Genomic DNA, 10,824 nt, shown 5'->3' on the forward strand with positions numbered 1-10,824 from the left:
TGACGGTGAACGTTTTAGAATTGAAAGGAAGTCACTGATATCAATTTAAGCGTTAATTTAGTTCACGCGTTTCCATAAACTGTATATCAGGATAGCGCTCTTGCGCCATTTGCAAGTTTACTCGGTTTGGTGCGAGGTAAACGTATTCATCCGCGCCATCTAGCGCTACGTTAAAGCCGTATTTATCGGCAATGGCTTTTAAATCGGCATCTTTGCCGCGTAGCCAGCGCGCGGTGTAACAGTCGTAGGGTTCAAAACTCATGTCCACGCCATATTCATGTTCTAGGCGATGCGAAACCACTTCAAATTGCAGCATGCCGACTGCGCCTAAAATCAGGTCGTTCGATAATAGTGGACGAAACAATTGCGCAGCGCCTTCTTCTGCCAGTTGTTTTAGGCCAATTTGCAGTTGCTTCATTTTCATGGGGTTTTTAATGCGCGCACGGCGGAAAAACTCTGGGGCAAACGATGGAATTCCAGTAAATTTAAGCGCCTCGCCTTCACTAAAGGTATCGCCCACTTTAATGGTGCCGTGATTCGGAATGCCGATAATGTCACCAGAATAGGCTTCGTCCATGGTGGTGCGGTCTTGCGCCATAAAGGTAATGGCGTTGTTTACTGCCATCAGTTTGTTGGTGCTGACTTGTTTGATTTTCATACCGCGCTCAAAACGGCCTGAACACACACGCAAAAAGGCAATGCGGTCGCGGTGTTTTGGGTCCATATTGGCTTGAATTTTGAAGACAAAACCTGAGAATTTATTCTCGTCCGGCGCAACTGGACGGCTGGCGGTATTGCGTGCCAGCGGGGCGGGGGATAAGTCCACCACCGCATCCAGCAAGGATTGCACGCCGAAGTTATTAATGGCCGAACCAAAGTAAACTGGCGTTTGCTTGCCACTTAAATAGCGCTCTGCATCAAAGGCATGTGAGGCGCCGCGCACCAATTCTACATTGATACGTAATTCATCAGCGACATGGCCGAGTACTTCGTCTAAACGCGGATTATCCAGCCCTTGAATAATTTCTGAGGTGCCTTTTTCTGCACGCGGGTCAAAAAAAGCAATAGTGTCAGTATAAAGGTTGTAAACACCTCGAAAGCTTTTACCCATGCCGATTGGCCAGGTCATCGGCGCACACTCCATCCCCAAGGTCGTTTCAATTTCGTCTAACAACTCAATCGGCTCACGACTCTCGCGGTCTAGCTTGTTAATGAAGGTGATGATTGGCGTATCGCGCATGCGACACACATTCAACAGCTTGATGGTTTGCGCTTCCACGCCATTTACTGCGTCAATCACCATCACGGCGGAATCTACAGCTGTCAGCGTTCTATAAGTATCTTCTGAAAAGTCATCATGGCCTGGTGTGTCTAGTAAATTGACCATGTGCTCGCGGTAAGGAAACTGCATGACCGATGAAGTCACTGAAATGCCGCGTTGCTTTTCAAGTTCCATCCAGTCAGACGTGGCATGGCGTGAAGCCTTGCGTCCACGCACTTCACCCGCCACTTGAATTGCGCCACCGAACCATAAGAGCTTTTCAGTGAGCGTAGTTTTACCTGCATCTGGGTGAGAAATGATGGCAAAAGTACGGCGGCGTTTGATTTCGAGCTGTAAAGGGGTTGCGGGTAAAGATGACATGGTGAACTTTAATCTTTGAATTAAGGCAAAGGCGACATTTTACCTTAAATTCGCTTTTATCTTGCAGCTTGCTACTTTCAGCTAACTGCCGTGTTGCTTGCGCCTATACAAATGGCGGTTACGTTTAAAATTTCTTTAAAAATTTCCTTCATGTGCAATGCGTGCTAAATCCAGCAGATTGGTTGCGCCAGTTTTATGCATGACTTTAGATTTATGGATTTCCACAGTGCGATGACTAATGCCAAGTAATCTTGCGATTTCTTTATTCGGGTGGCCTTGAATAGCTAGTGCCATTACATCGCGCTCGCGGTCAGTCAACTGATCTAGCTGCGATTGTGCATTTTTATGATTGTGATGCTCGGACAATGATTTTTCTGACTCCAAAATTGCAAAACGCACCGATGACATGAGCTTTTCACGCGTCACGGGTTTGGTTAAAAAATCAACAGCGCCTGCTTTGATGGCTCTCACACTCATTGGTATGTCGCCATGACCCGTCAAAAAAATAATGGGTAAGCGAATGTTGCGTTTTGCTAGGGCATCTTGCAGTTGCATGCCATCCATGCCTTTCATGCGAATATCCACCACGGCGCAGCCTAACTGTTCAGTCTGACAAGTTTCAAGGAAAGCTTCTGCGCTTTCAAATACGCTGACGGTAAAGCCTTCTTGCGCTACCATGAGCGTGAGTGAGTCGCGAATTGCGGGGTCATCATCAATAATAAAAACTGTGGAGTCAGCAAGGTTCATTTTGTATTGCTCTCAAAGTTTTAATGAGCATGGAATTATTTAACATGATGTTGATTAAGTTGCGGCGCGAACGGTAAAGTGAAGTTAAACGTGGCGCCGGGCTGATTGTTTTGCTCTAGCCAAAGTTGCCCGCCATTAGCTTCTGTCAGCGCGCGACTAATGGCGAGGCCCATCCCAATTCCTGTGGGCTTAGTGGTAAAGAATGGCTCAAAAATACGCTTTGCCGTTTCTTTATCTAAGCCAGGACCACTATCTTGCACCGTTACATGCGCCATGTTGAGCGTTTGGTTGGTGCTAACTTTTATCGTAATTGCAGAAGTTGGCACACCTGCCCCGCGCATCGCCTCTACGGCGTTTCTGAGCAAGTTTACCAATACCTTACGCACCTGACTCTCATTGCCTAAAACATCTGGCATGTTAGGCTCTAGTTCTAGCAAGGGATTGAAACCACCATAACCATCATCTTTTGTGATATTCAATGCTTCTTTTACTGCTTTATTCAAATCAAACCGAGCGGTGACTAATTCACCTTTTTGCAGAAAAGCGAGCAACTCGTGCAGACTATTGCCGGCTCGCTGGGCTTGGGCAACGCAGCTTTCAAGAGCGTGTTTTAGTTTATCTGGGCTAAAATTTGCATCATTAAATGCGTGAAGCGCGACTTCGCTATAAGCAGAAATGGCTGCAAGTGGCTGATTAAGTTCGTGTGCGATGGCCGAAACGGTTTGTGAGGCTACTTGCTGTTTGAAAAGTGATTCCATTTCTGAGCGATGTTCTTGCAACGTTTTTTCAAGTATTTTTTGGTCGGTAATGTCTCTGGCAACGCCGAGCAGACGGGTGGCTTGCCCTGCGCTAAAGTGAATGCGGCCAACAGTGGCTATCCAGCGTTCTACACCGTCGTTCGGGTTAATCACGCGGTACTCCACACTATATTCACCGTTGCTAGTGGGGTCAATTGCGCGATTAATCACGGTTTGTCTGGCTACTCGGTCATCAGGATGTATTGCCGCTACAAATTTTTTATACGAAACGGATTTTTCAGACTCCTCACCCCAGATATCACGCATACGCTCATCCCAATGGATGATATTTTGCTTATAGTCGAAATCAAATACGCCTAATCCAGCAGCTTCTTTTGCTAGGCGCAAGCGCTCTTCGCTTATCTTTAGTGCTTCTTCCACCTGTCGACGTTGATCCGCAAGGTGAAACGTAACGAGAGTAAATCGATGTGAATTCGCCTGAATCGGACTCAAGCTTATATCTAAAGCAATTTCGCTGCCATCACTGCGCAGTGCTAGCAGTTCGCGACCTTTTCCTAAAGAACGTTTTTCGGGTTTTTTGCTATAGGCTTCGCGGTTATGCTGGTGTTGCTTGCCAAAACGTTCTGGCATTAGCGCCTCGATTTTAAGGCCAAGCATTTGCGCTTTGTTATAGCCTAGCAGTTGTAGCGCAACTTCATTCGCTTCAACAATCTGCCCCAAGTCATTTGCAAGCAACATGGCATCTGCAGCCGCATCAAACAAGTTCTGAAAACTTAAGCCTTCCAGTGGGTTCGCCAACCAATATCCTTACTAAAATAAGTGGCATACATAGTCGACTAAGTCTACGATAAAAGCTTGTGACCTGTCTATTCCTCTATTGCCATATAAGGGTTTGCCCTTACGTGCTTGCCCTAATTTACCTAATCCGTCACCTGCTGTAGATTGCACACATCGGCGGTACACCCCAGCAACCTGCGGTTGCATAATCTATCCCTAGATTCAGTACCGTCGACTTTCTATATTCAATAGGAGGCATTATGGAACTTGCAAAAGTAGCTCAAATATTGACGAAAAATCATATTCCAGTGTTTGGTGTTGAATCTAAAGGTAAATCCAAGAAAGTTGCTAAACCAGTATTAAGCGTTGTGAATAATAGTCATAGTATTGCCGAGCGGGCTTACTATAAAGCCGAGGCCAGAGGCTTTGAACCTGGCCATGAATTAGAAGATTGGTTAGCTGCGGAAGCCGAGGTGAACCAATGATTACCGCGCGCATTGAATACCATGATGCTTCGAGATTGGCTGCGGTAAATAGTGCCGCTCTTCAAAATAATGAAGCAGAAACTGCCGTGCTAACCCTTTACGATAATGGCACCATACGCGAATGCAACGAAGCTGCGGCAGAATTGCTGGATTGCTCACCTGCAAGTTTAACTTGGCAACATATTTCTACCATCATGCCACAATTGGCTGAAACCACCTTGATGCAAGGTGAAAAGGTGAATCCAAATTTACGGTTTTTGTCACATATCGGCTATGGGTTTGAGGTAATTGGCTTGAGCGGCGTGCATTTTGCTTGCGCTTTGTTTTTTAACGAAGTAGAGAATTTTGGTCGACATTGCTTGCGGTTGATTATTCGACCAATTTTAACCGAGCGGGAAATGGCGTAATACGATAAGGAAAAATGCAGAAGTTAAGGCCACTTAAGAGGCCTTAACTTTTTTTTGATCTCGCAAACTTACTTCTCACGCATTAAAAAGAAGGCTGCCAGAAGCAATGCAACCAATACCAGCAAGCCTTCCATGATTTTTAAGCTTTAATTAAATTACTTAACGACTTCTTTAAGTTGATCCAAAATCGCTGGGTTATCCAGTGTGGAAATATCCGAAGTGATTTCTTCGCCTTTAGCTAAGCTGCGTAATAATCTGCGCATAATTTTCCCCGAGCGGGTTTTTGGTAAGTTATCACCAAAACGAATCTCGTCAGGTTTAGCAATGGGGCCAATTTCTTTGCCCACCCAGTCACGCAGTTGTGCAACGATTTTTTTCAGTTCTTCGCCTTCAGGACGCGCACCTTTTAGCACCACGTAAGCAACAACAGATTCACCTTTAATGTCATGTGGTTTGCCAACGACAGCGGCTTCAGCGACTAACGGATTTGAAACCAAGGCTGATTCAATTTCCATTGTACCCAAGCGGTGACCTGATACGTTTAACACGTCATCAATACGGCCCATGATAGTGAAGTTGCCGGTTTTGGCATCGCGTACTGCACCATCACCCGCTAGGTAAATTGTGCCACCTAAATCGATTGGGTAGTAGCTTGATTTGTAACGCTCTGGGTCGTTATAAATAGTACGAATCATAGAGGGCCAAGGTTTTTTAATGACTAATAAGCCACCAGTACCCCAAGGTACGTCTTTACCTGTTTCATCCACCACATCAATTGCAATACCTGGAAAGGGCAGCGTACATGAGCCAGGCACTAGTGCAGTAGCGCCTGGTAACGGCGTAATCACATGCCCCCCCGTTTCTGTTTGCCAGAAGGTATCTACGATTGGGCAACGGCTTCCACCTACATTCTCGTAATACCACATCCAAGCTTCTGGGTTAATTGGCTCACCAACGGAACCAAGCAGACGCAAGCTGCTTAAATCAAAGCTCTTTGGATGCGTGCTTGCAGTAGTTTCAGCTGCTTTAATGAGTGAGCGAATTGCCGTTGGAGCAGTATAGAAAATCGACACTTTATGACGCTGAATCATTTGCCAAAAGCGGCCAGCATCTGGATAAGTGGGAATGCCTTCAAATATCACTTGCGTCACGCCCATGGCGAGTGGGCCATAAGCCACATAAGTGTGGCCTGTAATCCAGCCCACATCGGCCGTACACCAAAACACGTCATTATCTTTAATGTCGAAAGTCCAGCGCATGCTGTTCATGGCGTGTAACAAATAGCCTGCAGATGAGTGCTGCACACCTTTTGGTTTGCCAGTGCTGCCAGATGTGTAAAGCAAGAATAGCGGGTGTTCTGCATTCACTATCACAGGCTCACAGGAGTCGGCAGTCCCAGCGATTAAATCATTCCACCAGATATTATTCGCATTCCAAGGAATATCCTGACCGGTCTTTTTCAAAACAATGACGTTTTTAATCGATTCACAGCCACCCATGGCGATACCTTCATCTACTGCAGGTTTTAGTGGCAAGGCTTTACCGCCACGGAATTGACCGTCAGAGGTAATCACGGCAACCGCGCCAGCATCAATAATACGTTCGTTTAGGCTTTTTGCAGAAAAACCGCCGAATACCACGGAGTGCGTTAAACCTAGTCGTGCACAAGCTTGCATGGCAACAACAGCATCAATGCCCATCGGTAAGTAAATAATCACGCGGTCACCCACGTTCAAATTCAATTTCTTTAAGCCGTTAGCAAATTGGCAAACGCGGTGATACAGCTCTTTAAACGTGACATTAATCACGCTGCCGTCATCGGCCTCAAAGATAATTGCCGTTTTATTGGGGATAGTATTCAGGTGTTTATCTAAACAGTTGGCAGAAACATTCAGTTCTCCATCTTCAAACCATTTATAGAAAGGCGCATTGTCTTCATTCAGCGTTTTGGTAAAAGGCTTCTTCCACACCAACAGCTCGCGCGCCAGCTTTGCCCAGAAACCTTGGTAATCGTCTGTTGCCTCTTTGCATAAAGCGTTGTAGGCTGACATACCTGAGACGGTTGCATTTTTGGCAAAATCTGCACTGGGTTCAAAAACGCGGTTTTCATGTAGAACTGACTCAATTGACATGCTTGAAACTCCCTTTAACTCATTGTGATCTATTTATAATTTTGTTTTAGCAAGAATTTTTCTCAACTAACAGTATATTTTTATTCGACAGTAAAACGTCATAATAACCTAAAAAACCTATGTTAACACTGGATATGATTCTATCAGAAACCCCCACCAAAGCTAGCGCTGAAGCCAGTGTACAGCACGCAGTAGCGTGCAGTCCCTTTGTCGCCAAGTTATTTACTAAAGACGTGAGTTTGCTCAATGATTTGCTAGTAAACCTGCATCAAGAATATCAGTTAAGTGACATGCAAAATTTTTTGTCGCAACAAAATATTTTTGATGAAGCTTCCTTAAAACAAGCTTTAAGACGTTTGCGCCAGCAGGTGATGGCAAGAATTATCGTTCGTGATTTGAATGGTTTTGCCGATTTGTTTGAAGTGATGCGTACGACTTCTGCATTAGCCGAATGTGCAATCAATACATCGCTTGCCTATCTGAATGAATGGCTCGTGGATGCTTTTGGCCAGCCTGTAGATGGCGAAGGCCAGCTACAAAATTTCATTGTGATTGGTATGGGAAAATTGGGTGGGCGCGAATTAAACGTGTCATCGGACATTGATTTGATTTTTGCATACGAAAGTGAAGGCGAGACAAATGGTGGAAAATCCATCAGTAATCAAGATTTCTTCACTCGTTTGGCTAAAAAACTCATCGCAGCGATTGATGAAATTACGGAAGACGGTTTTGTGTTTAGGGTCGACATGCGTTTGCGGCCGTTTGGTAGCGAAGGCGCACTGGTCAGCAATTTGGATGCACTTGAAGAGTACTACCAAAATAATGGTCGCGAATGGGAGCGCTACGCTTGGATTAAAGGCAATGAAGTCACTGGCGGCAATCAGGTGTCAAAATTACTTAAACCATTTGTATTCCGTAAATATTTAGACTTTGGTGCATTTGCCAGCATGCGTGATTTGAAGATTCAAATTCAGCGCGATGTGAATAGCAAAGGCATGCACGATAATATCAAACTCGGCCGAGGCGGGATTCGCGAAATTGAGTTTGTCGCGCAGGTATTTCAGTTGATTCGCGGCGGCCAAGACCAGAGTTTACAAATTAAACCCACACTTTCTGTTTTAGAGCTGTTAAAAAATAAAGGCTTATTGCCAGAAAAAACAGTTGGTGAATTAAGTGAGGCTTACGTTTTTTTGCGAAATCTAGAGCACCGATTGATGTATGTGGATGACGCACAAACGCAAGAGCTGCCGAAAAGTGATGAAGCCAAGGCGCGTATCGCCAAATCGATGGGATTTGCTGATTGGCAAGAGTTTTTGGTGAAGTTAAATGTATATCGCCAGCAGGTTCAGCAGCATTTTGACGCTACCTTTAGCGACGCAGAATGTAGCAATGATGAGCTAGAAACCGAAAAAGCCATTTGGGAGGGCACTATTCTTGAGCAACAAGCGCTATGCGCTTTGCAAAAATTAGGTTTTGTAGAAGCAATTGAAACTTTGCGTCGCATCCACAACTTGCGTCAAAGTAGTCGGTATCACCAGTTGCCAGAATTAAGCCGTCAGCGTTTTGATGCCTTGATGCCACTTGCCATTTCGCAGGCCGCAACAATGCAAAACGCCGATGTCAGCTTAACGCGTGTGACTGATTTGTTAGAGAGCATTTGCCGGCGCGCAAGTTATTTGGCACTGCTGGCCGAACATCCACAAGCAATGCAATTGCTTGTTAAGTTGTGTAGCAGCAGCCCATGGTTGACACAATATCTCACGCAGCACCCCATACTTTTAGACGAGTTGTTGGATACACGCACGCTATATTCCGCACCAGATTTTACGGCTTTACGCGCTGAGTTATACGAAAGGCTAGCTGAGGTTGAAGGCGATATAGAGCGCCAAATGGACGTGTTCCGTCACTTTAAACACGCTAATATTTTCCGTTTTGCCGCGCAAGATATTAATGGTGAGTTAAGCCCAGAAAAGCTATCTGATTACTTAAGTGAACTTGCCGATTTGGTGATGAGCGTCAGTTTAGAAGTCATTTGGCCAAACGTACGCGGCAAACATTTAGATGTGCCGAAATTCGCGGTGATTGGCTACGGCAAACTTGGTGGCAAAGAGCTAGGTTATGCTTCAGATTTAGATATTATTTTCTTGTACGACGATCATTCATCAGATGCAGGTGAGGTCTATGCGCGTTTTGCACAACGTATTAATAACTGGTTTAACAGCTTAACTTCAGCAGGTTTACTGTATGAAACCGATATGCAATTACGACCTGATGGCAACAGCGGCTTGCTAGTGAGTAGCGTAGCAGCATTTAAAGAATACCAAATGCAAAAAGCATGGGTGTGGGAACATCAAGCCATTACGAGAGCCAGATTTGTCGCGGGCGATAAACAAATTGGCGAGGCGTTTGAAAAAATCCGTTTCGAGGTGATGACGCAACCGCGTGACTTAGCTCAGTTAAAAGCAGAAGTGCAATCCATGCGCGAAAAAATGCGCTCAGCACAACATATTGAAGCCAATATGTTTGACATTAAACACAGCATCGGCGGCATTATTGATGTGGAATTTCTAGTGCAATATTTGGTGCTAGCACACGCCAAACAATACCCACAACTGACTGGCAATATTGGCAACATCGGCTTGTTAAGGTTGCTGGCATCACTCAATATCATCGACCAAGATTTAGCAGATAAAGTCGTGCTGGCTTACCGCGATTATCGCCATACCCAGCATATGCTCAAGCTGCAAGGCGCGGCGCATTTAAGGGTGGAAATGTCGGAAGTGAGTGAGCATGCAACGGCTGTAAAAGACTTATGGCAACAGGTTTTTGTAGATTAAGTGCTTGTTAAACTAAAAAACAGATGTTCCGCGAACCTCATGGATATTGGCTTGCAGGGGTGTGTTATATTGATTGTTTTGCATATAATTCATGTTATTTCACTATACTTGCGCAATATAGATTTAGACTTGCGCAATATCGATTTAATGCTGGAGGAATTGCATGCAAACAAAAACAACGCAACAAATTCAAAAAAACTTGAGTCTAGCAATTAACTCCCATGGCAAACTTCCAAGCCAGGTTTTTTTGGAAAATTGGGTGAATTTTCTATTTTTTGACTCTGATAGAGCTTTTGTCGATGATTTTGCAGAAAAAGTACAGCTATTACTAAAAATTGAAGGTGGACATTGTGCATGTATTGTAGATTTAGACAATGACCCCAATACGAGGTATCACTCTTTTTATTTTAAAAAAGACACATTACCTATTGAATACCAATTGGTAATGGCTGGCAGTCCAATGAAGGCAGACGGTTGGATATATAACTTCTCCAGCCGATATGCTTGTATTTCAGATGTTGGAGACTGGTGTATTTATTGCAAGAGGTGCGATGAATTAGCTGTGATTGCATTTCGAGAACATGTTGCAGTAGAAAAATATAAAGTGGTCATTGAACAGTTGAAAGCCGTTGAGATAAGTTATGGTATTGCTACGCAACATCTTTTTAGTCTATCAGAGTATGCCTCTGCAGAATGGCGTGAAAGCTTGTTGAGCAGTTATCAAAGCACGCGTAGCCCGTATGTAATACGGGATTAAACGTACTTTAACCATCTAACATCCCCGTAACTCTTACGGGCTACAAGCTATAAAATCAATGTAAAAAAATCCTGAGTAAAGCAATATCTGTCGCGTGTTAAAATGCCCACCTATGAATGTGAATAAACCTGCAAATCCAACTCATGTTGTGTCAAACTCAGTCAATTTAGCTACAGCTTTGCAAAGTTGTATGTTGGCTGACCGCCATGCCTTGCGTCGCAAACTGCGTGATGTTTCGGATTTGCAAAAGTTAAAAGATGAAAAGTCTATTGCAAGAGCGCA

At 44.5% G+C, this 10,824-nt stretch carries 9 protein-coding genes; 4 read left to right on the forward strand and 5 right to left on the reverse strand.

Annotated features, from left to right (window positions below; translation table 11 throughout):
• Positions 1-52: 52 nt before the first annotated feature.
• The 4 genes from HOO90_RS03605 to HOO90_RS03620 form a co-directional block, all read right to left on the reverse strand.
• Positions 53-1,642: a peptide chain release factor 3 gene (locus HOO90_RS03605; RefSeq protein WP_292839555.1), complete on the reverse strand. Its 1,590-nt coding sequence runs from the start codon at positions 1,640-1,642 to the stop codon at positions 53-55.
• Positions 1,643-1,777: 135 nt separating this feature from the next.
• Positions 1,778-2,389 (reverse strand): response regulator, encoded by a 612-nt coding sequence (locus HOO90_RS03610; protein WP_292839557.1) that lies wholly within the window; start codon positions 2,387-2,389, stop codon positions 1,778-1,780.
• Positions 2,390-2,424: 35 nt separating this feature from the next.
• Positions 2,425-3,945 carry a PAS domain S-box protein gene (locus HOO90_RS03615; protein WP_292839559.1) on the reverse strand — a complete coding sequence of 507 codons (1,521 nt, stop codon included), beginning with the start codon at positions 3,943-3,945 and terminating at the stop codon, positions 2,425-2,427.
• A 12-nt stretch (positions 3,946-3,957) separates the two neighbouring features.
• Positions 3,958-4,131 carry a hypothetical protein gene (locus HOO90_RS03620; RefSeq protein ID WP_292839561.1) on the reverse strand — a complete coding sequence of 58 codons (174 nt, stop codon included), beginning with the start codon at positions 4,129-4,131 and terminating at the stop codon, positions 3,958-3,960.
• 53 nt (positions 4,132-4,184) lie between these two features.
• On the opposite strand from HOO90_RS03620, the gene HOO90_RS03625 reads away from it, so the two are divergent.
• Positions 4,185-4,409, forward strand: coding sequence for a DUF2934 domain-containing protein (locus HOO90_RS03625; RefSeq protein ID WP_292839563.1), 225 nt, complete (start codon positions 4,185-4,187; stop codon positions 4,407-4,409).
• Positions 4,406-4,816, forward strand: coding sequence for a hypothetical protein (locus HOO90_RS03630; RefSeq protein WP_292839565.1), 411 nt, complete (start codon positions 4,406-4,408; stop codon positions 4,814-4,816). Before HOO90_RS03625 ends, HOO90_RS03630 begins: the two co-directional genes overlap by 4 nt.
• A 155-nt stretch (positions 4,817-4,971) precedes the next feature.
• Here the strand turns inward: HOO90_RS03630 and acs are convergent, their stop codons facing one another.
• The gene (acs, locus tag HOO90_RS03635; protein WP_292839567.1) at positions 4,972-6,948 is read right to left on the reverse strand and encodes an acetate--CoA ligase; all 1,977 of its coding nucleotides are present in this window, start codon (positions 6,946-6,948) and stop codon (positions 4,972-4,974) included.
• A 119-nt stretch (positions 6,949-7,067) separates the two neighbouring features.
• On the opposite strand from acs, the gene glnE reads away from it, so the two are divergent.
• The gene (glnE, locus tag HOO90_RS03640) at positions 7,068-9,785 is read left to right on the forward strand and encodes a bifunctional [glutamate--ammonia ligase]-adenylyl-L-tyrosine phosphorylase/[glutamate--ammonia-ligase] adenylyltransferase (protein ID WP_292839569.1); all 2,718 of its coding nucleotides are present in this window, start codon (positions 7,068-7,070) and stop codon (positions 9,783-9,785) included.
• A 163-nt stretch (positions 9,786-9,948) separates the two neighbouring features.
• Positions 9,949-10,542, forward strand: coding sequence for a hypothetical protein (locus HOO90_RS03645; RefSeq protein ID WP_292839571.1), 594 nt, complete (start codon positions 9,949-9,951; stop codon positions 10,540-10,542).
• The last annotated feature ends 282 nt before the right edge of the window (positions 10,543-10,824 follow it).

It is taken from the genome of Methylotenera sp. (assembly GCF_013141425.1).
Classification (GTDB): Bacteria; Pseudomonadota; Gammaproteobacteria; order Burkholderiales; family Methylophilaceae; genus Methylotenera.

Bases quoted from the DNA above. Each gene is read 5' to 3' on its own strand.
- HOO90_RS03610 (WP_292839557.1), bottom strand. From the start codon at position 2,389: ATGAACCTTGCTGACTCCACAGTTTTTATTATTGATGATGACCCCGCA.
- HOO90_RS03625 (WP_292839563.1), top strand. From the start codon at position 4,185: ATGGAACTTGCAAAAGTAGCTCAAATATTGACGAAAAATCATATTCCA.
- HOO90_RS03630 (WP_292839565.1), top strand. From the start codon at position 4,406: ATGATTACCGCGCGCATTGAATACCATGATGCTTCGAGATTGGCTGCG.
- HOO90_RS03605 (WP_292839555.1), bottom strand. From the start codon at position 1,642: ATGTCATCTTTACCCGCAACCCCTTTACAGCTCGAAATCAAACGCCGC.
- HOO90_RS03620 (WP_292839561.1), bottom strand. From the start codon at position 4,131: ATGCAACCGCAGGTTGCTGGGGTGTACCGCCGATGTGTGCAATCTACA.
- glnE (WP_292839569.1), top strand. From the start codon at position 7,068: ATGTTAACACTGGATATGATTCTATCAGAAACCCCCACCAAAGCTAGC.
- HOO90_RS03645 (WP_292839571.1), top strand. From the start codon at position 9,949: ATGCAAACAAAAACAACGCAACAAATTCAAAAAAACTTGAGTCTAGCA.
- acs (WP_292839567.1), bottom strand. From the start codon at position 6,948: ATGTCAATTGAGTCAGTTCTACATGAAAACCGCGTTTTTGAACCCAGT.